We start from the raw sequence: 22642 nt of genomic DNA, 5'->3' as shown, positions 1-22642 counted from the left end.
AGGAAACAATATGATTGGTTTTTATACCTTAGTTGCAAAAGAATCAAAGCGTATTTTACGCATTTGGCGACAAACATTAGTGCCACCGATTATTACCACTACACTCTATTTTTTGATTTTTGGCACATTGATTGGTAAACGCATTGGTGATATGAATGGTGTAAGCTATATGCAATTTATTGCACCTGGGTTAATCATGATGTCGGCGATTACCGCATCTTATACCAACAGTGCATCATCATTTTTTTTAAGTAAATTTGTGCGAAATATCGAAGAACTGCTCGTATCGCCACTTTCAACTCACACGATTATTTGGGGATATGTAGCAGGGAGTATTGTGCGTGGTGTGTTAGTTGGCATTTTAGTGACAGCTGTGGCACTCTGTTTTGTTTCTTATGAAATACACTCTTGGTTTGTCATTATCTTAACAATGTTGATGACCACCATCGCTTTTGGACTGGGTGGGCTAATCAATGCGGTGTTTGCGAATAACTTTGATGACATCGGTACCATTCCAACCTTTGTTTTAACGCCTTTAACCTATTTAGGTGGAGTGTTTTATTCCATCACGCTGCTACCTGAATTTTGGCAAACTGTCTCACAATTTAACCCGATTGTTTATATGATTAGTGGTTTCCGCTATGGTTTTTTAGGCATTAGTGACGTGTCTATTTACTATACCTTTGGCGTACTTTTGCTCTTCATCATTGTGTTATACAGCTGGGCATATTCGCTAATCAATCGTGGTGTTGGGTTGAGATCGTAAATAAGCATTTGGGGACACGGAGTGTCCCCAATAATCTTTATTTCACTTCTGCAATACTATTTAGTATCCGTTTATCTGAAATCGGGTATTTCGTACCGAGCTGTTGGGCAAATAGACTTACTCGCAATTCTTCGATCATATAGCGGATTTCCAAAATCTCATCACTCATTGGTTTCGATTTTGGCAGTTTGGCTGAAAGCTGCTGATAAGCATTCTGCACTTGTTCCACTCGCAACATTTTGGCTCTGTCGGCGTTGCTATCCACCACTAATTTGTCTAAGCGTTTATCAATAGCGGTGAGATAACGATAAAGATCTGCAAGTCGTTGATAACCTGTTTTGGTCACAAAATCAGGGTAAATCAACTGTTTTAACTGTGCTTGAATATCGGATAAGGCAAACGCCATTGTAAAATCTAACTTACCTTTTAATCGTTTACTGATTTCATAAGCAAGGGTTAGAATTTTTTCAACTTGTTTGGCTATTTCAACGGTCGTATCATTTAGATTTGCTCGTACATAATGATGTAGCTCATTGAATTTTTCTTCCGTCCATACAAAACCACCAAAATCATCAATCAACTTATCAACCGCACAAGCAATACAATCATCAATCAACTCAAGCACTTTACCAAAGGGGGCAAAATAAAGCCCTAATTTCGCTTTATTCGGCAATTTTTCGTGAAGATATTTAATTGGCGAAGGGACATTCAGTAATAATAAACGGCGAAGTCCTGCTTGCATTGCTTTTGCTTGTTCAAATTCTGTCTCAAAGAGTTTAATGCCAACTGCCTCTTTTTCATCCACAATCGCAGGGTAGGCTTTCACGCTAAAATGGGCTTTTTTCTGCTCATAAAATTGTGGTAAATCGGCAAAATTCCATAAATGTACGCCTGTTTGCTCAATGCCATCATCGGCAATGTTAGATAAGGTATGTTGCACCTGATCTTTTAATGCAAATTTCAATTCATCTAAATTTTCACTCTGCATCAATGGTTTGTTCTTTTCATCAAGCACACAGAAACATAGACGTAAGTGAGCAGGAATTTGGCTTAGATCCCACAATTCTGGTTCAACATACACACCAGTCATTCGGCGGAGTTCATCGCTTAAACTTTGTAAAAGCGGTTTCTTAAATGGCTCTACACGAGCAAGAAACGCATCGGCATAGTTCGGTGCAGGCACAAAATTACGGCGAGTGGCTTTCGGTAACGATTTAATCAACGCTACAATCAACTCGTGGCGAAGCCCTGGGATTTGCCAATCAAAGCCTTCAGGCTCAACTTGATTTAATAATGGTAAAGGAATATGCACCGTTACCCCATCTTCTTGCGAACCAATTTCAAATTGATAACGGAGTTTCAGTTTAAGCGTGCCTTGATGCCAAAAATTTGGGAAATCCAGTTCACTGACTTTACTCGCATTGTCATTGATTAAGAAAGACTTTTCAAAATTCAGTAATTCTGGCTCTTTTTTACTTGCCACTTTCCACCAACTGTCGAAATGTTTAGTGGAGACCACATCGGTGCCGATACGTTGATCATAAAAATCGAATAGCACTTGTTCATCAACTAAAATATCTCGGCGGCGAGATTTATGTTCTAAATTCTCGACTTCTTTAACCAAGCGGTTATTTTCTTTAAAAAATTTGTAATTAGCGTGCCATTCGCCTTCCACCAAGGCAGAGCGAATAAAAATTTCTCGGCTAACAAGCGGGTCGATTTTGCCATAATTTTGCAAGCGATTAACCACAATCGGAATGCCATAAAGAGAGACTTTCTCATACGCCATTACCGCACCTTTTGATTTAGACCAATGTGGCTCGCTATAACTGCTTTTTAATAAATGCGTTGCCAGTGGCTCAATCCATTCAGGCTCAATACGAGCCACCATTCTGCCCCATAATTTTGTGGTTTCGACTAACTCTGCTGCCATTACCCATTTTGGCTGTTTTTTGAAAAGCACAGAATTTGGGAAAATAGCAAAGTGTGCGTTTCTTGCCCCTAAATAAGACATTTTTTCGTTATCTTTCAAACCGATATGCGATAACAAACCTGTTAGCAAAGCGGTATGAATTTGCTGATAATTTGCCTCTTCACTGTTAATTCGCAAGCCCATTTCACGCACTGCAAGGCGTAGCTGATGATAAATATCTTGCCACTCACGCACTCGCAGATAATTGAGATAATCCTTCTGACACAAACGGCGGAATTGATTTTTGCTGAGTTCTTTTTGCTGGCTTTGAATAAATTGCCACAAATTCACAAAAGCGAGAAAATCCGACTCTTTATCGGCAAAACGGCGATGTTTGTCATCGGCAGATTGCTGTTTTTCTTGCGGACGTTCACGCGGATCTTGAATAGATAATGCCGAAACAATCATCATCACTTCGTGCAAGCTACCGTTTTCACTGGCGGCAATTACCATACGAGCTAAGCGTGGATCGACAGGAAGTTGAGCGAGTTGGCGACCGATTGCCGTTAGTTGATGTGTTTTTGTTTGATGCTTGGCATTTGATGTGGTTTTTCCAAGAATTGCACCTAATTCTTCCAATAAACGAATACCGTCTTGAACCTGTTTAGTATCAGGGCGATCGACAAATGGAAAGGCTTCAATATCAGGCAAACCAAGGGAAATCATCTGTAAAATAACCGATGCCAAATTGGTGCGTAAAATTTCAGGATCGGTAAATTCAGGGCGGCTATTAAAATCGTCTTCAGAATAAAGGCGAATACAGATCCCTTCTGATGTACGTCCACAGCGCCCTTTACGTTGATTTGCTGACGCTTGCGAGATTGGCTCAATTGGTAAACGTTGAACTTTAGTACGGTAGCTATAACGAGAAATGCGAGCTGTTCCCGTATCAATCACATATTTGATATTCGGAATGGTCAAAGACGTTTCTGCCACATTTGTGGCAAGCACAATGCGATTTAGATTACTTGGGTTAAAAATACGCTGTTGTTCCGCTGCGGACAGGCGAGCATACAAAGGTAAAATTTCCGTATGGCGAAGTTCCTGTTTTTGCAACGCATCGGCAGTATCACGAATTTCCCGCTCACCGTTCATAAAAATTAAAATATCGCCACGACCTTCCGCCTGCAATTCATCGACCGCATTTAAAATACCTTGCAGTTGGTCTTGATCCTCTTCTTCAATAATTGGGCGATAACGCACTTCCACAGGGAAGGTTCTACCCGAAACTTCAATAATCGGTGCATTGTTGAAATGTTTTGAAAAGCGTTCTACATCAATGGTTGCAGAGGTAATAATGACTTTAAGATCAGGGCGTTTAGGCAGAATTTGCTTTACATAGCCGAGAATAAAATCGTTATTTAAACTTCGCTCGTGAGCCTCATCAATAATTAACGTATCATATTGATTAAGATAGCGATCATTTTGAATTTCAGCGAGCAAAATCCCGTCTGTCATCAATTTAATTAAGGTATTATCACTCACTTGATCATTAAAACGAACCTTATAACCTACCGTAGCACCTAATTCTGAGCCTAACTCTTCAGCAATACGGCTTGCGACCGAGCGTGCTGCAATACGGCGTGGTTGAGTATGCCCGATTAAACCTTTCACTCCACGCCCAAGCTCTAAACACATTTTCGGTAACTGAGTGGTTTTACCCGAACCTGTTTCCCCAGCAATCACCACAACTTGATGTTCTTCAATCAGTTTTAAAATTTCATTACGGCGAGCCGAAACAGGCAGATCAGGGTAATCAATGGCACATTCAGCTTGTTGTTTACGGGCGGTATAACGAGCTTGACAAGCGGTAAGATCGGTCTCAATTTCTGCAATCACCGCTTGTTTAGCATTCTCATTTTTAATTTGATTTAACCCACGAATACGGTTGGCTAAACGGCGAGAATCAACCAAAGTCGTTTGTTGTAATTGTGATAATAAGGTTTTTTGCTCCGCCGTAAGCGGTGGGGTATGAGATTTTTTTTGCATTTTTATTATTTCTCAATAACGTTAAAACTTTCCGACAACTAAAGATAAAATCCCTGCTGCAATTAACGGGCCGACAGGTACGCCACCTAAAAAAGCCACACCGATAATTGTTCCAATCAGTAATCCTGTTACTAATACGGGTTGGCTTCCCATTAAACTAACGCCACGTCCACCAAGCCAGGCGACTAATATGCCTGCAACAATAGAAAACAGCATTTTCCAATTAAGGAGTTGAGAAATTTCTGGCAAGTTAATTCTGCCTGAAACTAAAGGGCTTAGCACACCGATGGTTAAAATAATGATACCAACTTTAATACCGTATTTATCTAGTAAGGGTAAATATTGTGAAAGTAACGTCTGTTGCATTATCAATAAAACAGCGGCAGAAATTGTTACCGCACTGTTTTGGCTGAAAATGCCAAGTAAAATTAAGGCTACAAGTAGCAAAGCGATTGCGTTAAATTGTAAAGACATTGTATTGAATTTGGTAGATAGATATAGAAAGTTCGATAGTATCAAAATATTGAGACGAATAGAAAATAAAATGGTATGGGCTAACCATACCATTTCTCATTAACTTGCAACCATTACCATTGCAGGGCGAATAACTCGTCCGTGAAGTGTGTAGCCTTTTTGTAATACCACGCTGATATGGTTTGGCTCAATGCCTTCTGCAGGTTGCATTGAAATGGCTTGATGTAATTCTGGGTCAAAAACTTCACCCACATTACCAACCGCTTCTACACCAAAGTTTGCAAGGGTAGAAACTAATCCTTTATGCGTTAATTCAACCCCTTCAGCAAGGGCTTTCACACTTTCATCTGCTCCATTAAGTGTTTGTAAACCACGCTCTAGGTTATCGACAACGGTAAGTAACTCTTTAGAAAATTTTTCAAGTGCGAATTTATGTGCTTTTTCGACATCTTGTTCAGTACGGCGGCGAATATTTTCAATTTCAGCTCTTGCACGTAATTGAATTTCTTGCTCACGTTTATCTGCATTCGCAATGTATTCTTCAAGCTCTTGTACACGAGCAATGGCATCTGCAAGCGGGTCGTTTTCTTGATTATTTTGCAACTCGACTTCTTCGCTAGCAATCTCTTGCTCTGGTGTGATTACTTCTTCAACTGGTTGTTCTACTTGAACTGTCATTTTTTCTTCCTTATTTAATTTCGTTTGTGAAATGTGTATTGAGAACTTGGCTAATATAGTGGCAAATCTATATATTTCAACTCATCCTATTCAAAACTTTTAATGTAAAGATTTTGATAAAAAGCCAAAGTTACTTTGATTATAAAACGATATCATATTGATTAAAAAAAAAACAATATATAATAACAAGCGGATTTTTATAGTTAATTTAAGGGGAATTCTATGTTAGATACTAAAAATTGTCCATATTGCCTTTCTCAAGTACCTAGATTAGCTTCAGTTTGTTCGAATTGCGGTGCGGAACATGCTAATGTTGACGTTGATGGTGTAAAAAGAAAGTGGGAGATACTTAAGGATAGATATCAAAAATATAACTATGCATGGTTAGTATTGCTTTTAGTAGGTACACCTCTCTGTCTTACTTTAATTTGGATACCTTTTCAAATTTCAATCATACTGTATCTTAGTCCAAAGTATAAAGCTTTGAAAGAAGAAGTTTCCAAATATGAAGAATATGCCACGCATCCAGGAGAGTTATGGATTAGAAAAACGAGAACGTAAGTTCTATAACGTTTTTGTAAAACCACTTTTTTCTAACAAAAGTAAAAGTGGTTTCTTATTATATGACGCCTTCTATATGCAGGGCAACTGCATATGTTTTGCATTCTATTTTAGATAGTTAATCACTCAAATTTATAAAAATACAATTTTCGATTTTATAAAATTTAAAAAAAGAGAGAAAAAACCTAAAATAGAAAAGAAAAATAGATAATTTATATAAATTTTAGTGTGTTTTTTAACTGAAATTGTATAAAAAGATACGATCTTGTCCTGCTTCTATATATTCCCGAGTGTGAACTTTTCTTACTTTCTGTTACAATATTCAGAGTTTTCAGGTTTTTAAAAGGATTGATTTATATGATGCGTTCTCATTATTGTGGTAGTTTAAACCGTACTCACGTCGGTGAACAAGTAACCTTAAGTGGTTGGGTTCATCGTGTTCGTAACCTTGGTCGCTTTATTTTTATGCAAATTCGTGATCGTGAAGGTATTGTGCAAGTTTTCTTTGATGAAAAAGATGAACAGATTTTTAAACTAGCATCAGGCTTGCGTGCAGAAGCCTGCGTACAAATTAAAGGTGAAGTGATTGCTCGTGATGAAAGTCAAATTAACAAAGAAATGACAACGGGCGAAATTGAAGTACTCGTGAAAGATCTTATCATCTATAACAATGCAGATGTTTTACCTTTAGACTTTAACCAAAATAATACGGAAGAACAGCGTTTAAAATATCGTTATTTAGATTTACGCCGTCCTGAAATGGCAGAGCGTTTAAAAACGCGTGCAAAAATTACGAGCTTTGTTCGCCGTTATATGGACGACAATGGTTTCTTAGATATTGAAACCCCAATGCTGACCAAAGCAACCCCTGAAGGTGCGCGTGACTATTTAGTGCCAAGTCGTGTGCATAAAGGTAAATTCTATGCGTTACCGCAGTCACCACAATTATTCAAACAGTTGTTGATGATGTCTGGTTTTGACCGTTACTACCAAATCGTAAAATGTTTCCGTGATGAAGATTTACGTGCAGATCGTCAGCCTGAATTCACTCAAATTGATGTAGAAACAACCTTTATGACGGCACCTGAAGTGCGTGCAATGATGGAAAAAATGATTCGTGGCTTATGGTTAGATCGTCTAAATGTCGATTTAGGTGAATTTCCACAAATGACCTTTGCAGAAGCTATGCGTCGTTTTGGTTCAGATAAACCTGATTTGCGTAACCCATTAGAATTGGTTGATGTTGCTGATATTCTAAAAGACGTTGAGTTTAAAGTATTTAACGAGCCAGCAAATAATCCTGAAGGACGTGTTGCGGTTATTCGTGTACCAAATGGTGCGGAAATTACTCGTAAACAGATTGATGAATACACGCAATTTGTGGGTATTTATGGTGCGAAAGGGTTAGCGTGGGCAAAAGTGAATGATGTAAATGCTGGTTTAGAAGGATTACAAAGCCCGATTGCTAAATTCTTAAATGATGACGTGGTAAGAGCGTTGCTTGCTCGTGTGAATGCACAAAATGGCGATATTATCTTCTTTGGTGCAGATAATGAGAAAGTGGTAACAGATGCAATGGGTGCGTTACGTTTAAAAGTAGGGCGTGATTTAGGCTTAACGGATCTTACCGCTTGGAAGCCGCTTTGGGTGGTCGATTTCCCAATGTTTGAAAAAGACGATGAAGGTAACTGGTCAGCAATGCACCATCCATTTACCGCTCCAAAAGATCTTAGTCCTGAAGAATTAAAAGCTGATCCAAAAGGAGCGGTGGCGAATGCTTATGATATGGTCATCAATGGCTATGAAGTTGGTGGCGGTTCTGTGCGTATTTTCGATCCGAAAATGCAACAAACCGTATTTGGCATTTTAGGCATTAACGAAGAAGAACAAAGAGAGAAATTTGGTTTCTTATTAGATGCTTTAAAATTTGGTACACCACCACACGCAGGCTTAGCATTTGGTTTAGACCGTTTAACAATGCTCATTACAGGTACTGAAAATATTCGTGATGTTATTGCCTTCCCGAAAACTACTGCAGCCGCTTGTTTAATGACAGATGCCCCTAGCTTTGGTAATCCAAAAGCTTTGGCAGAGTTGGCGATTAAGACGACGGTTGAAGATTAATAGACACAAAATACCCCTTCTAATAGGGGTATTTTTCATCAAGAACTAATTTTATTAGGAGAGATATATGAGTAATGTTTGGTGGGTAAATCAAAGTACTAGAAAAGGTAGTCCTCAAAATAAAATTATTTGGGCCCCTCATAAAAATAAGGGGAACAAGAATGTTCCTCATTGGGATTCTCTTTTGGAAGCAAATGTCGGAGATACTGTTTTTCATTACACCAATGGGTATATAGTAGGTATGAGTAAAGTAATTGAAAAAGCAGAAGACTCCATAAATCCTTATTCAGGTAATGAACAATGGGATAAATATGGTAAAAAGTTACCAATAGAATTTGTAAAACCTATCCACAAAGCACAAATACCTTTAAATATTAGAATACAGGATAAATCTGTATTTGATAAAAATGGAAATGTAAAGCAAGGGTATTTTTTCTTAATAGGTACTGAATTAGATAGGAAATTAAAGTCATTAATGTCAATATAATCATATTCTTCAAAAATGAGCTACAAAAATCCAAACTCCGTTCTCGTTGTGATCTACGCCCAAAACACTGGGCGTATTTTAATGCTACAACGTCAAGACGATCCTGAATTTTGGCAATCGGTAACAGGGACGATTGAAACAGGGGAGACGCCTTATCAAACCGCTATTCGAGAAGTTCGCGAAGAAATCGGTTTGCAAATTTTGGCGGAAAAGTTACCGCTTGTGGATTGCCAATATAGCGTAAAATTTGAAATTTTTCCGCAATTCCGCTATAAATACGCCTCTGAAATTACGCATTGTACCGAGCATTGGTTTTTGCTAGGTTTACCATCGGAAATTGAGCCGATTTTAACCGAACATTTGGCTTATAAATGGCTTGATGTTGAACAGGCGATAGTATTAACGAAATCCCCGAATAATGCTCAAGCAATTCAGCAATATTTAACAAATTTGGTGAGAAAATCGTAAAAAAGCTTACGATTTTACTTATTTTAAACGATAAAATTGAACTTTTAACAAATATAGGAAACTAACAATGGCAGGTCATAGTAAGTGGGCTAACATTAAACACCGTAAAGCAGCACAAGATGCCCAACGTGGTAAAATTTTTACTAAATTAATTCGTGAATTGGTAACTGCGGCTAAATTAGGTGGCGGTGATGTAAACTCAAACCCACGTTTACGTACAGCAGTAGATAAAGCGTTATCAAGTAATATGACGCGTGATACGATCAATCGTGCAATCGACCGTGGTGTCGGTGGTGGCGATGATACGAATATGGAAACCAAAATCTATGAAGGTTATGGCCCAGGTGGAACAGCGGTAATGGTTGAATGTTTAAGTGATAACGCAAACCGTACTATTTCACAAGTTCGCCCTAGTTTTACTAAATGTGGCGGTAACTTAGGAACGGAAGGTTCTGTTGGTTATCTGTTTAGTAAAAAAGGTCTTATCCTAATTGCTACTGGCGTTGATGAAGATAGTTTAATGGAAGCCGCTATTGAAGCGGGAGCTGATGATGTTCAGCCACAAGATGATGGCAGTTTTGAAATTTACACTGCTTGGGAAGACTTAGGTAGTGTTCGTGATGGTATTGAGCAAGCTGGGTTCAAGATTGAATCTGCGGATGTGACAATGATTCCATCAACCACCGTTGATTTAGATGCTGAAACAGCACCTAAATTGTTAAAGCTAATCGATATGTTGGAAGACTGTGATGATGTACAAAACGTTTATCACAACGGCGAGATTAGTGATGAAGTTGCAGCTTTATTATAAGCTGACTTTTAACCCTTAAAATGAGGAAATCTAAATGAAATTAGTTAAATTTGTTCCAGCGATTGCAGCAACATTAGTTTTAGCAGCGTGTTCTACTCAGAAAGAAGCTAAACCTGAAACAATGCCAAAAGCACAAGAAACAGTGATGAATACTCCAGCAGGTGAAGTAACGAAAGTTGAAGAAACTTTAATGACTAAAAATAAATCTGTTGTTTATTCTTGCCAAAAAGGTGGAACGGTAACAGCAACTTATGCATTCCACAATGGTGAAGTAAAAGGTGCTAACATTCGTGTTGGCAAGAAAAATGAAGTAACTGGTTTTGTTGTAGATGCTGAAGATAGCAAAAAAACAGAAGAAACTGTTTTTGCTTCAGGTGACTACGTTTGGGCTGTAGAAAATGGTTTAACATTTGATTCAGCAGAAAAAACAAATGCAATTATGCTTTACAAAAAAGGCAAAATGGCAGACGAAATCTTAGTTAAAACCTGTAAAATCAATAAAAGTGCAACAGCACGTTTAAATAAATAATTTTAGCTAAATCCACAAGCGGGTAGATTGGTAAAATATTTTGCAAATCTATCCGCTTTTTTATGCGATTTGTATAGGAATATATGTCAATTATTTTAGGTATTGATCCAGGTTCTCGTGTAACAGGCTATGGGGTCATTCGTCAAGTTGGGCGACATTTAGAATATTTAGGAAGTGGTGCAATTCGTACTTCAGCTGATGATATGCCGACTCGTTTAAAACGTATTTATGCGAGTATTACTGAAATTATTACGCAATTTCAGCCAGATATGTTTGCCATTGAGCAGGTGTTTATGGCAAAAAACCCTGATTCTGCGTTAAAACTTGGTCAAGCAAGGGGAACGGCTATCGTTGCGGCAGTGAATCACGACCTACCTGTTTTTGAGTATGCCGCACGCTTAGTGAAACAAACAGTTGTCGGTATTGGTTCGGCAGACAAAGTGCAAGTACAAGAGATGGTTACGCGTATTTTACAACTTTCAGCGAAACCACAAGCTGATGCAGCAGATGCCTTAGCGATTGCGATTACTCACGCTCATTCTATTCAACACTCCTTAACTGTAGCAAAACAGAGCCAACAAGCCGTATCAAGCGAGAAAGAGAAAGTCTTGGCATTGATAAAAACCCGTTATAGCAGAGGGCGATTTCGCTTAAAATAAATGAGAGCATTGCTCTCATTTAGTAAAAGTTAAATTGCAGCAGTAACCACGATTTCAACTTTCCAGTTTGGATTGGCCAGTTTAGCCTCAACTGCCGCTCTTGGCGGAGCATCACCTTCCGCAACCCATTCATCCCAAGCTCGATTCATCTCATCAAACTCTAGCATATTTGCTACAAAAACTTGAGCCATTAAAATCTTGCTTTTATCGCTACCTGCTTGTGCGAGCCATTTATCAATTTCAGCAAGCACCTGTTTTGTTTGACCATACATATCTTGAGTATCATCTTCAGGAATTTGCCCAGCAAGATAAGCCACGCCATTGTAAATTGCCATTTCAGACAGACGTTTACCAACTTGAAAGCGTTTAATCATTGCAATTTTCTCCTTAATAAGCAAGCGGTTAGATTATGCTATTTTTTGCAAAGAATAGTGCTAATCTAACCGCTTAATATGTTAATCAACTTTAACAATCCAACCTTCAGGGGCTTCAAGATCCCCAAATTGAATACCGACTAATTCATCATAAAGACGTTTGGTAACAGGGCCAACTTCTGTTTCAGAATAGAAAACGTGGAAGTCATCACCATATTGAATACCACCAATTGGGGTAATTACAGCAGCGGTTCCGCAAGCACCTGCTTCAGTAAATTGATCCAATTTATCAATATACACATCGCCTTCAATCGCTTCTAAACCAAGGCGCTCTTTTGCTAGATAGAGTAGCGAGTATTTGGTGATACTCGGTAAAATAGATGGTGAATAAGGCGTAATAAATTTGTTATCTGCAGTAATTCCGAAGAAGTTTGCTGAACCCACTTCTTCAATTTTGGTATGTGTTTTTGGATCGAGATAGATACAATCTGCAAAATTATTTGATTTTGCTAATTTACCTGGATATAAGCTTGCCGCATAGTTTCCACCGACTTTTGCCGCACCAGTACCCGCTGGAGCTGCACGATCATATTCAGAAACAAGGAAGTTAGACGGTGCTAAGCCACCTTTAAAATAACTGCCAACAGGGATACAAAAGATACTGAAAATAAATTCAGGTGCTGTTTTAATACCAATATTCTCGCCGACACCGATAATAAATGGACGTAAATACAATGTTGCTCCAGTACCGTAAGGTGCAAGCCATTCTTCATTGGCTTTCACGACTTCTTTACAGGCACGAATGAAAAAATCAGTTGGAACTTGTGGCATCAGTAAGCGATCACAACTTTTTTGCATACGTTTCGCATTTTCATCTGGTCGGAATAGATTGATAGAACCATCTTTGCAGCGATATGCTTTTAAGCCTTCAAAACATTGCTGACCATAGTGTAATGCGGTTGAGCCTTCGTTAATGTGTAGCGTGTTATCGGTGGTTAATTCGCCATTATCCCAAGCTCCATCTTTCCAGCGAGCAATAAAACGGTAATCTGTTTTAACATACGCAAACCCGAGATTTTGCCAATCAATATCTTTAGCCATTGTTCAATTCCTTCAATAAAAAATTACGCCTTTAGATGTGAGAATTTACACTGTGTAGCAAGAATTGAAAAGGGAAAGCGTAATAAATTATAAAAATTTTCGTGAATAATCGGCTTTTAGTAGCGTGATTTTTAGTTTCTGTTAAAATGGGGAAAATTTAGGTATAAAAAAACCGCCCAAATGGGCGGTATTAAACCAAAATGGTAAAAATATACAGGAAGTGAAACGAGTAACTTTTTGTTACTCAAGTCTAGTTGCCTAGACCAATATGCAAACACAACATCATACTTAAAATTCAAAATGGCTAGTTTGAAACGGAATTTACAAATAACCATCACTATCCATCTAAGTATGTTTTGGATTTTAAAGATGTTGGACCAGTTAAACAAACGAGATTTTTTAATTTTATTTATTAAAAAAAATAATGCGGGCTTTATGCAACGTGTTGAGTATTGAGATCAAGCCAATAAATATGAATAATAAAAAACTTCCCCCATTGAATGCATTAAAGGCTTTTGAGTCTGCTGCCAGATATTTGAACTTTACCAAAGCTGCGGAGGAACTTTTTGTTACTCAGGCGGCCGTGAGTCATCAAATTAAACTTTTAGAAGATTTCTTAGGGATTCAACTATTTCATAGGCGAAACCGCTTGTTAGAACTGACTGAACTTGGCTTGCAATATTTTGATGAAATCCGTCCGCTTTTAGAAAGTATTGCGGTTGCCACAGAAAAAATCAAGTTAAAAAATAGTCGTCAAATTTTAACAATTAGTGTGCCACAAACTTTTGGTATGCACTGGTTAGTTCCAAGGTTAAACGATTTTCACCAGAAATTCCCTGATATTGAAGTCCGAATTAAGGGCGTTGATCAGGATGAAGGTTTATTGGGTAAAGAGATTGATGTTGCGATCTATTATGGATCAGGAAAATGGGAGAATGTTGAATCAGTGCGTTTAGCTGAATCGCCATTAGTGATTTTGGCCTCGCCTGATTTTTTAGCAAAGAATCCCCTTAATACGCCACAAGATCTTGTCGGTAAAACTTTACTGCACGTTTTTAGTCGTAATAAATGGAAAAGAGTGGTTGATAATTTCAACTTGAACGAGCAAATTGATGTAGAAGAAACAGGGACGATGTTTAGCCATACCTTTATGGCATTACAAGCCGCAATGCACCAACAAGGTATAGCAGTTGCTAATAAAGTGGTCGCTCAACACGAATTAGAGCAAGGTAATTTAGTTGAGCCATTCTCAACTGGATTAAAGGATGAAAAATCTTTCTATGTTGTTTATCCACCACAAATGGCAGAAGTGAGTAAAGTGAAACATTTTGTTGAGTGGATCTTACAAGAAATTCATTAGCCATCTATTACCTATACAATTAAGGCATATCAAATGATATGCCTTAATTATTTTTCAATTCTTATTTACTTGGTGCTTGCGCTAAAATTTTAGTGAGAAGCTCCCAATAAATTTCAACTGCTGGAACATGCACTTTTTCATCTGGCGAGTGTGCATTACGAATAGTTGGCCCAATTGAAACTAAATCCATTGTTGGATACACTTTCTTAATTAAACCACACTCAAGACCAGCGTGAATAACTTGAATAGTCGTTTCATATCCTAAAATTTCGTCATAAATTTGTTTAGTTAATGGCGTAATTTTAGAGAAACGGTCAGGTTCCCAACCTGGATAGCTACCAGAGAAAATAGCTGTTGCTCCAGTTAATTCAGCCAAAGAAGTTAATTTTCCTCTTACCTCAGCTTTTCCATTTTCGACCAAAGAACGAAGTAAGATGTTGGTGATGACTTCATTGCCTTCTATTTTCAAAATACCCGCACTCAGAGATGTTTCTACCACGTTTTTTACTACATCACTATTACGGATAACCCCGTTTGGTAATAAGTTTAAAAATTGAATAACTTTATGGCTTGATGCTTGATCAAAGATATTCTCAGGGCGACTAACATCATTGTAAATAAAGGTCAGATTTGGCTCTGCAAGCGCTAATTCTGTTTTTAGTACCTGTTCCATCTCAGCCAAGCAAGCGGTTATTTTCTCTTGATTTTTTGCATCGAATACCAGTGTTACTGCAGCTTCACGTGGAATTGCATTACGAACTGAACCACCACGAATGTCTGCAATTTGGAAAGCTACTTCGGCTTTTAATTCGGTTAAGATTCTGGCTAATAGCTTGATAGCATTGGCTCTGGTTGTGTGAATGTCACAGCCTGAGTGTCCACCGTTTAAGCCTTTTAGTTGGAAGTGTAATGCCGTATCAAATGGATTATTTTCATATAGGACGGGCAGTCTCAATTTAGCATCTTCGCCACCAGCACAACCAATATAAATTTCACCATTTTCTTCGGTATCGGTATTGATCATTATATTACTGGTTAGCCAATTTGGACGTAATCCAATTGCTCCGACCATTCCAGTCTCTTCGGTCATTGTCAATAATACTTCAATATCAGGGTGTGCTAAATCATCAGAATCTAACACAGCTAAACAAGATGCTAAACCAATACCGTTGTCAGCCCCAAGAGTTGTACCTTTTGCTTTTACCCATTCGCCATCAATATAAGGTTGAATCGGATCTTTGGTAAAGTCGTGTTGTGTGCCTTCGTTTGCCTGTGGCACCATATCTAAGTGAGCTTGAATGGCGATACTTTGACGATTTTCCATTCCTGCTGTTGCAGGCTTACGGATTAGCACATTGCCAACTTCATCACGCTCAACAAAGAATTGTTTTTGTTTAGCCCAATCAACAATAAATTGCGCAATTTGCTCTTCGTGATAAGAAGGGTGTGGAATTGCACAGATTTGATCGAACCATTTCCATAATAGACTAGGTTTAAGTGTTTGAATTTCAGACATATTCATCTCTCTTTAGTTAGTTTAAGCGGTATGTTCTTGACAAAAATTTGCAAAAATCACACCTGAACGGGATTTTATTGTAAAATTCGTTTGAAATGATAGCACGAAACCGTTTTTTAAGTTATGGTTACGCAATTTTTTTATTCAGTGCGTTAGCACTGCTTTTATTAGGTAAATATTATGAGTGAAAAATATACTAATGAAAAATATGTTGTGACGTGGGATATGTTCCATATGCACGCACGCAAATTAGCAAAGCGTTTATTACCTGCATCACAATGGAAAGGGATTATTGCGGTAAGTCGTGGTGGTTTATTCCCTGCGGCAGTATTGGCGCGTGAATTAAGTATTCGCCACGTTGAAACTGTTTGTATTGCAAGTTATGACCACGATAGCCAAGGCGAGTTAAAAGTATTACACGTAGCGGAAGTTGCTAATGGCGGCGAAGGTTTCATCGTGGTTGATGATTTAGTGGATACAGGGAACACCGCGCGTGAAATTCGCCAAATGTACCCAAATGCTAAATTTGTAACCGTATTTGCAAAACCGTTAGGGGCAGCATTGGTTGATGATTATATTGTGGATATTCCACAAGAAACGTGGATTGAGCAACCTTGGGATCTAGGTATCACATTTGTTCCACCACTTTCTAAAAGCTAATTATTAAGACTATATTTGAGGACGCATTATGCGTCCTTGTTGTTTATTTTTATTGAGTATCTACTATGAGTTTAGGCAATCTCTATATTATTTCTGCCCCAAGTGGAGCAGGAAAATCGTCTCTAATCAATGCATTATTAGCCGATTTACCAAGAAGTGAAGTACAGCTTTCAATTTCTCACACTACTCGTAAGCCTCGCCCAGCAGAAGAAGAGGGTGTTCATTATTATTTTACCAATCACGATGAATTTAAATCTCTCATTGCGAAAGATCATTTCTTAGAATGGGCGGAAGTATTTGGCAATTACTATGGTACATCATTGCCAATGATTGAACGTAGTTTAGAAAATGGGATTGATGTGTTTTTAGATATTGACTGGCAAGGTGCAAGACAAATTCGTGAAAAAGTATCAGCGGTCAAAACCATCTTTATTCTTCCCCCCTCTAAGGCTGAATTAGAGAAACGTTTAATCGGTCGAGGACAGGATTCAGCAGAAACCATTGCCAAACGAATGGCAGAAGCCGTTTCTGAAATGAGCCACTATAATGAATTTGACTATGTGATTGTCAATGATGATTTCCAACAAGCACTGGCTGAATTAAAGAGTATTCTTATTGCCGAACGCTTGAAAAAAGGGGCACAAGCAGAGCGTTATCAACATCTTATTTCTCAATTATTATCAGAATAAGCGGTCAGTTGTTTGTAAACTTTTGCAAAAAATGAATGATCGTTCATTTTTGTACTGGTCGAAGTAAGGCTATTTCTTTAAAATAGCCTTATTATTTTTTGAGAAAGGAAAAAACAATGAAAATTACAAAATGGGCGATTTCCCTTAGCGCAATGATCGTACTTAGTGCTTGTAGTCATAATATGAGTAATGATGGTTCACTAGAAAAGGTACAAGTTACCCATCAAACCTACCAAGATATTACGAAACAATACCAAATTGATGAAAAATGGTGGTTAGGCTACCAAGATAAAGAGCTAAATCGTTTAGTTGAAATGGCACTAGCAAATAATATCAATTTAGCGAAAGCTGCGATTGCGGTGAATTCTGCCTTATATAAAGCGAATTTAGTTGGGGCAAATTTAGTTCCGACTTTCAGTGGTGAAAGTCGCTCTTCAGCGACCAAAGGTGTGGGATCAACTGATAATGTTGTTTCCACTGGTGTTTCAACCATCAATCACCAACTCGGTTTTAATTTGAGCTATACCCTTGATTTATGGGGACGCTTGAAAGATGCTGCCAGTGCAGCTGAATGGGAAAAAAATGCCACCGAAGAAGATTTAAAAGCAGCACGTCTTTCTTTGATTAACGGTGTCGTGAGTAGTTATTACAACCTTGCTTACTTCAACGATGCTATTCGTGTTACTCAACAGAGCATTAAAGCCTACGAGCAAATTAACCATATCTTAACGAACAAACAAAAGGTGGGATTGATTGATGGGCTGACGGTTGCACAATCGACCCAGGCTATTCTCGTTGCAAAAAATACCTTAATCAATTTACAAACAGCACAGAAAAGCACTGAGCAGACTTTGCGTAATTTGCTAAATTTAAAACCGAACGAACCGCTTGCAGTGAATTATGCCAAATTAACTAGCGTGAAGTTACAAGGTGTAGATATGAATGTGCCTGTTTCTGTCATTGCAAATCGTCCTGATCTCAATGCAAGTTTAAACCGCTTTCAAGGGGCATTTAAAAATTTGACAGCAATGGAAAAAAGTTGGTATCCAACATTAACTCTTGGAGGAAGTTTATCTGCATCGGCGGGTAAAGTGGGGAATTTACTCGATAACCCAACATCAACTGGGCTCTTATCGCTTAATTTACCATTCTTAGATTGGAATCGTGTTCAAAATAACGTGAAATTATCGGAAGAGGCTTATAAATTAGCTCGTTTAAATTATGAACAAACGATAACCTCAGCATTAAATGAAATCGACACTTATTATTACGCCTATAATCAAGCACGCAATGGTTATGCTAATTTGCAGAAAAAATATGCCTCTGACAAAAAAATCAGTGGATATTATAAAAACCGCTATGATCAAGGCGTTTCAGAATTTCGTGAATGGCTAAATGCGTTGAATACGGAACGTACATCAGAACTGAGCTTATTAGAAATGAAATATACCCTGATTAAAAATGAAAATGCGGTATATCAAGCAATGGCGGGTAAATACCGTAAATAATCTCTTCATTATCAAGCGGTAAGATCTTCGGTATTTTTTGTAAAATATGATAGGATCTTACCGTTTTTTATTTTTGTTAATCTTTACTTATGAAATTTATTATTAAACTTTTCCCTGAAATTATGATTAAAAGCGATTCAGTGCGTAAACGCTTTATCAAAATTTTAACCTCAAATATTCGCAATGTATTGACTCGTGAAACAGAAAATGTCGCTGTTGTTCGTAACTGGGATTTTATTGAAGTACGAGCTAAAGTGGCTGAAGAAGCTCCATTGGTATTGGATCTATTACAACGCACTCCGGGTATTCATCATATCTTAGAAGTGGAAGAAAAACCTTTTGAAACCTTGCATGATATTTTTGAACATACTTATGAAGCAGTGAAAGATGAGTTGGTAGGCAAAACGTTCTGTGTTCGCGCTCGCCGTAAAGGAAAACACGAGTTTAGCTCATTAGATGTGGAACGTTATGTTGGCGGTGGTTTAAATCAACGTATTGAATCTGCAACGGTAAGATTAACGAACCCTGATGTAACGGTACGAGTTAATATTGAAAATGATAAAATGCTACTTATCAGAGCTCGTTATCCAGGCATTGGTGGCTATCCGATTGGCACGCAAGAAGATGTGCTTTCCTTAATTTCAGGTGGGTTTGACTCTGGCGTATCAAGCTATATGCTGATTCGACGTGGTTCTCGTGTGCATTACTGTTTCTTTAATTTAGGCGGCGCAGCTCACGAAATTGGCGTAAAACAGATGGCATACCATATTTGGAGTCGTTATAGTACTTCACACAAAGTTCGTTTTGTGGCAATTAATTTTGAAAATGTCGTTGGTGAAATTTTAGAAAAAGTCGATAACGGGCAAATGGGCGTCATCTTAAAACGAATGATGGTGCGAGCAGCAAGTAAAATTGCGCAACGCTTTGACATTCAAGGGATCGTGACAGGTGAAGCGCTAGGGCAAGTTTCTAGCCAAACATTAACCAATTTACGTTTAATTGATAAAGCATCAGATACTCTCGTGCTTCGCCCATTGATTAGCCACGATAAAGAACAGATCATCGCAATGGCAAAAATGATCGGCACTGATGATATTGCCAAATCAATGCCTGAGTTTTGTGGGGTAATTTCCAAAAATCCAACGGTTAAAGCAATTGAAAGTAAAATTTTGGAAGAAGAAGGACATTTCAATTTTGAAATTTTAGAACAAGCGGTTGCTAACGCAAATTTCTTAGATATTCGAGAAATTGCCCAACAAACTGAAAAAGAAGTGGTTTCAGCAGAAACAACATCAGATCTAAGCCCTAATGATATTATCCTGGATATTCGTAGCCCTGAAGAAGTGGATGAGAACCCGTTCAGCTTGGCTGGTGTAGAAGTTAAAACCTTGCCGTTCTATAAATTGTCCAATCAATTTGGCCAGTTAGATCAAAGCAAAAATTATCTGCTTTATTGCCAACGTGGTGTGATGAGTAAATTACAAGCCTTGTATTTAAAAGAAAATGGCTTTAAAAATGTGAAAGTATTTCGTTTGTAATTTCTAGATAGGGTGAATGTAATTAGTCCGAAATTACATTCGCCCTAGATTATTTTGCATATCCCTCAAGTAACATTTGCCAATCTTGTTCATTAAATAAAATCCCTAAACGAGTTTTCTCTTTTAGAAAAGAGCGATGTAGGCGTTCTAAATTCTGCTGCTTCCAACGGCAACCAGGCTGAATTTTGCACTTGTCAAAATCAATGAGCCAAAATTTCCCTTGATCGTCCAACAGAATATTATGAATGTTAAGATCGGAATGATGTACTTGATGATCGTGTAATTGGCGAATTAGCCCACCAATTTTTTGATATTGCTGGGGTGTTAAGCGGTTATTTTGTAAGTATTGACTGAGATCCTGTGTATTCGCAATTTTTTCTAGCAAAATATCCGCTTGATAACAGAAAAATTGGCGAGTGATTTGGCAAGCAATCGGACGTGGTACAGGTAATTCCCATTGAACAAGTTGTTCAAGTAAATTAAATTCTTGTACCGCTCTTGTATTTTGATTAGTGGTAAAAAAGTAGCGATCTTTTACTAATTTACCAAATAATCCCCCCCGATAATAATGACGAAGCACACTATTCACGCCAAGTTCTTCCATTGTATTGATGAACCAAGTTGTGCCACGTCCTTTTGATGAGCCTAACAAGCGGTCAGATTTTGTAAAATCTTTGCAATTTAATAGCAACTCGACAAAAGTTTGTTGGGAAAGTGGAACAATATCGGGGTTGAATTGACAATATCTCATCTTATTTCATCAAGTTTACAAAAATGGTTCTCAATTCTACACGATTTTTAGCTCTTTCGTTGTATTTTTAGGGTAATTTGGTAGAATCCAACGCTTAAATTTTTAGAGGTAAATCAATGAGCAATATTTCTCCCGAAGCTGAAAGTGTTAGAGCCGCATTAGCTGCAAAAGGTATTGAAACACCGACAGTAGCACATCAAAAAGATAAAGATTCACGTCGAGCTGAAATTCAACAACATATGCGTTCGGTTTTAGAATTACTTGGTTTGGATTTACGAGATGACAGCTTAGAAGAAACGCCACATCGTTTAGCAAAAATGTATGTTGATGAGATCTTCAGCGGCTTAGATTATCAAACCTTCCCGAAAATTACTAAAATCAAGAATCAGATGAAAGTAAGTGAGATGGTATTAGTTGATGATATTACCTTAACCAGCACTTGCGAGCATCATTTTGTCACTATTGATGGCAAAGTGGCGGTGGCTTACTATCCGAAAGATTGGGTTATTGGCTTATCAAAAATCAATCGTGTCGTACAATTTTTTGCTCAACGTCCACAAGTACAAGAGCGTTTTACAGAACAAATTCTAACCGCATTTCAGACCATTTTAGAGACTGAAGATGTAGCGGTTTATGTCAAAGCGACACACTTTTGTGTGAAGTGTCGTGGTGTGAAAGATACGAACAGTCAAACCATTACATCAGCATTTGGCGGAGTATTTTTGCAAGATCGTGATACACGCAAAGAATTTTTGTCGTTAATTACGAAATAGTGTTTGGTCGAACATATCACATAAGCGGTAAGATAAGCGGAATAATTTGCAAATGAAGATTGCATTAGGAATTGAGTATGATGGTAGTCGCTACTATGGTTGGCAGCGTCAGCAAAATGTGGATTCGGTACAACAAAAATTAGAAGAAGCCTTATCAATTATCGCCAATTCACCTTGTGAAGTATTTTGTGCGGGACGAACAGACGCTGGGGTTCATGGCACTGGGCAGGTTGTCCATTTTGAAACATCGGCCAACAGAGCGTTACAGAGTTGGTGTTTTGGTACGAATACCCATCTTCCGCCAGATATTGCAGTCAAATGGGCTGTGGCTGTACCTGATGATTTTCACGCACGCTTTAGTGCCACAGCTCGCCGTTATCGTTACATTATTTACAATCATAAACTACGTTCGGCTATTTTACCTTTTGGCGTTTCGCACTATTATCACGAGCTAGATGCAGACAAAATGCACCAAGCAGGGCAATATCTGCTCGGTGAAAATGATTTTTCCTCTTTTCGTGCAGCACAATGTCAATCACATACCCCTTGGCGTAATATTCATCATCTAAAGGTTAGTCGGCAAAGCGATTATATTATTGTCGATATTCAAGCCAATGCCTTTGTACATCATATGGTACGCAATATTGTCGGCAGCTTAATTGAAGTCGGGCAAGGCAAACAATCGATTGAATGGATCAAGTGGCTATTAGCGCAGCGAGATCGCACCTTGGCTGCTCCTACCGCAAAAGCCGAAGGGTTATATTTAGTTGATGTGACTTATCCTGAACACTTTGCAATTCCTAAAACAAAATTAGGGCCATTGTTTTTAGATGATGATAATGGATAGTGCTGAA

At 38.1% G+C, this 22642-nt stretch carries 22 protein-coding genes; 15 read left to right on the top strand and 7 right to left on the bottom strand.

Annotated elements, in window-relative coordinates; genetic code table 11:
* Positions 1–10 precede the first annotated feature (10 nt).
* On the top strand, positions 11–766 hold the full coding sequence (locus tag A1D26_RS03410; RefSeq protein ID WP_157402685.1) for an ABC transporter permease: 756 nt from the start codon (positions 11–13) through the stop codon (positions 764–766).
* A gap of 37 nt (positions 767–803) precedes the next feature.
* Here A1D26_RS03410 and hrpA read toward each other — a convergent pair whose 3' ends face one another.
* From hrpA to grpE, 3 genes are all read right to left on the bottom strand, one after another.
* The gene (gene hrpA / locus A1D26_RS03405; protein ID WP_157402684.1) at positions 804–4727 is read right to left on the bottom strand and encodes an ATP-dependent RNA helicase HrpA; all 3924 of its coding nucleotides are present in this window, start codon (positions 4725–4727) and stop codon (positions 804–806) included.
* A 21-nt stretch (positions 4728–4748) separates the two neighbouring features.
* Positions 4749–5201 (bottom strand): DUF441 domain-containing protein, encoded by a 453-nt coding sequence (locus A1D26_RS03400; RefSeq protein ID WP_157402683.1) that lies wholly within the window; start codon positions 5199–5201, stop codon positions 4749–4751.
* A 99-nt stretch (positions 5202–5300) separates the two neighbouring features.
* Positions 5301–5879, bottom strand: a complete 579-nt coding sequence (grpE, locus tag A1D26_RS03395; RefSeq protein ID WP_157395460.1) for a nucleotide exchange factor GrpE — start codon at positions 5877–5879, stop codon at positions 5301–5303.
* A 222-nt stretch (positions 5880–6101) separates the two neighbouring features.
* Between grpE and A1D26_RS03390 the strand changes: the two genes are divergently transcribed.
* The 7 genes from A1D26_RS03390 to ruvC all read left to right on the top strand — a co-directional run bounded on the left by A1D26_RS03390 (position 6102) and on the right by ruvC (position 11518).
* Positions 6102–6440 carry a hypothetical protein gene (locus A1D26_RS03390; RefSeq protein WP_157402682.1) on the top strand — a complete coding sequence of 113 codons (339 nt, stop codon included), beginning with the start codon at positions 6102–6104 and terminating at the stop codon, positions 6438–6440.
* A gap of 357 nt (positions 6441–6797) precedes the next feature.
* Positions 6798–8564: an aspartate--tRNA ligase gene (gene aspS / locus A1D26_RS03385; RefSeq protein WP_157402681.1), complete on the top strand. Its 1767-nt coding sequence runs from the start codon at positions 6798–6800 to the stop codon at positions 8562–8564.
* A 67-nt stretch (positions 8565–8631) separates the two neighbouring features.
* Positions 8632–9051 carry a hypothetical protein gene (locus tag A1D26_RS03380; protein WP_157402680.1) on the top strand — a complete coding sequence of 140 codons (420 nt, stop codon included), beginning with the start codon at positions 8632–8634 and terminating at the stop codon, positions 9049–9051.
* Positions 9052–9066: 15 nt separating this feature from the next.
* Entirely contained in the window at positions 9067–9519 is a 453-nt protein-coding gene (nudB, locus tag A1D26_RS03375) for a dihydroneopterin triphosphate diphosphatase (RefSeq protein ID WP_157402679.1), read from the top strand.
* Positions 9520–9586: 67 nt separating this feature from the next.
* Complete coding sequence (locus tag A1D26_RS03370) at positions 9587–10330, top strand: YebC/PmpR family DNA-binding transcriptional regulator (RefSeq protein WP_157395466.1); 744 nt, start codon at positions 9587–9589, stop codon at positions 10328–10330.
* 34 nt (positions 10331–10364) lie between these two features.
* A complete protein-coding gene (locus A1D26_RS03365) occupies positions 10365–10859 on the top strand; it encodes a hypothetical protein (protein ID WP_157402678.1) in 495 nt (164 codons plus the stop codon).
* An 83-nt stretch (positions 10860–10942) separates the two neighbouring features.
* Positions 10943–11518: a crossover junction endodeoxyribonuclease RuvC gene (gene ruvC / locus A1D26_RS03360; protein WP_157402677.1), complete on the top strand. Its 576-nt coding sequence runs from the start codon at positions 10943–10945 to the stop codon at positions 11516–11518.
* A 29-nt stretch (positions 11519–11547) separates the two neighbouring features.
* Here ruvC and A1D26_RS03355 read toward each other — a convergent pair whose 3' ends face one another.
* Together A1D26_RS03355 and A1D26_RS03350 are read right to left on the bottom strand one after the other, a co-directional pair.
* Positions 11548–11892, bottom strand: a complete 345-nt coding sequence (locus A1D26_RS03355) for a RidA family protein (RefSeq protein ID WP_157402676.1) — start codon at positions 11890–11892, stop codon at positions 11548–11550.
* Between the two features lie 81 nt (positions 11893–11973).
* On the bottom strand, positions 11974–12993 hold the full coding sequence (locus A1D26_RS03350; protein WP_157402675.1) for a branched-chain amino acid aminotransferase: 1020 nt from the start codon (positions 12991–12993) through the stop codon (positions 11974–11976).
* Positions 12994–13465: 472 nt separating this feature from the next.
* Here A1D26_RS03350 and A1D26_RS03345 point away from each other — a divergent pair, with 472 nt between their 5' ends.
* The gene (locus A1D26_RS03345; RefSeq protein ID WP_157402674.1) at positions 13466–14353 is read left to right on the top strand and encodes a transcriptional regulator GcvA; all 888 of its coding nucleotides are present in this window, start codon (positions 13466–13468) and stop codon (positions 14351–14353) included.
* A gap of 61 nt (positions 14354–14414) precedes the next feature.
* Here A1D26_RS03345 and A1D26_RS03340 read toward each other — a convergent pair whose 3' ends face one another.
* Complete coding sequence (locus tag A1D26_RS03340; RefSeq protein ID WP_157402673.1) at positions 14415–15869, bottom strand: aminoacyl-histidine dipeptidase; 1455 nt, start codon at positions 15867–15869, stop codon at positions 14415–14417.
* Positions 15870–16049: 180 nt separating this feature from the next.
* Here A1D26_RS03340 and gpt point away from each other — a divergent pair, with 180 nt between their 5' ends.
* The 4 genes from gpt to thiI all read left to right on the top strand — a co-directional run bounded on the left by gpt (position 16050) and on the right by thiI (position 20264).
* Positions 16050–16529, top strand: coding sequence for a xanthine phosphoribosyltransferase (gpt, locus tag A1D26_RS03335; RefSeq protein WP_157402672.1), 480 nt, complete (start codon positions 16050–16052; stop codon positions 16527–16529).
* Positions 16530–16594: 65 nt separating this feature from the next.
* Entirely contained in the window at positions 16595–17218 is a 624-nt protein-coding gene (gene gmk / locus A1D26_RS03330; RefSeq protein WP_157402671.1) for a guanylate kinase, read from the top strand.
* Between the two features lie 116 nt (positions 17219–17334).
* Positions 17335–18726 (top strand): toxin/drug exporter TdeA, encoded by a 1392-nt coding sequence (gene tdeA / locus A1D26_RS03325; RefSeq protein ID WP_157402670.1) that lies wholly within the window; start codon positions 17335–17337, stop codon positions 18724–18726.
* A gap of 89 nt (positions 18727–18815) precedes the next feature.
* Positions 18816–20264 (top strand): tRNA uracil 4-sulfurtransferase ThiI, encoded by a 1449-nt coding sequence (gene thiI / locus A1D26_RS03320; RefSeq protein WP_157402669.1) that lies wholly within the window; start codon positions 18816–18818, stop codon positions 20262–20264.
* 49 nt (positions 20265–20313) lie between these two features.
* Here the strand turns inward: thiI and A1D26_RS03315 are convergent, their stop codons facing one another.
* Positions 20314–21015, bottom strand: a complete 702-nt coding sequence (locus A1D26_RS03315) for a 3-deoxy-D-manno-octulosonic acid kinase (protein WP_157402668.1) — start codon at positions 21013–21015, stop codon at positions 20314–20316.
* Positions 21016–21131: 116 nt separating this feature from the next.
* Between A1D26_RS03315 and folE the strand changes: the two genes are divergently transcribed.
* Together folE and truA are read left to right on the top strand one after the other, a co-directional pair.
* Positions 21132–21788 carry a GTP cyclohydrolase I FolE gene (folE, locus tag A1D26_RS03310; RefSeq protein WP_157402667.1) on the top strand — a complete coding sequence of 219 codons (657 nt, stop codon included), beginning with the start codon at positions 21132–21134 and terminating at the stop codon, positions 21786–21788.
* 52 nt (positions 21789–21840) lie between these two features.
* Positions 21841–22635: a tRNA pseudouridine(38-40) synthase TruA gene (truA, locus tag A1D26_RS03305; protein ID WP_157402666.1), complete on the top strand. Its 795-nt coding sequence runs from the start codon at positions 21841–21843 to the stop codon at positions 22633–22635.
* Positions 22636–22642 lie beyond the last annotated feature (7 nt).

The sequence above is a fragment of the Ursidibacter maritimus genome, assembly GCF_009761395.1.
Taxonomy (GTDB): Bacteria; Pseudomonadota; Gammaproteobacteria; order Enterobacterales; family Pasteurellaceae; genus Ursidibacter; species Ursidibacter maritimus.
This window is presented reverse-complemented; position numbering and strand designations above follow the sequence as displayed.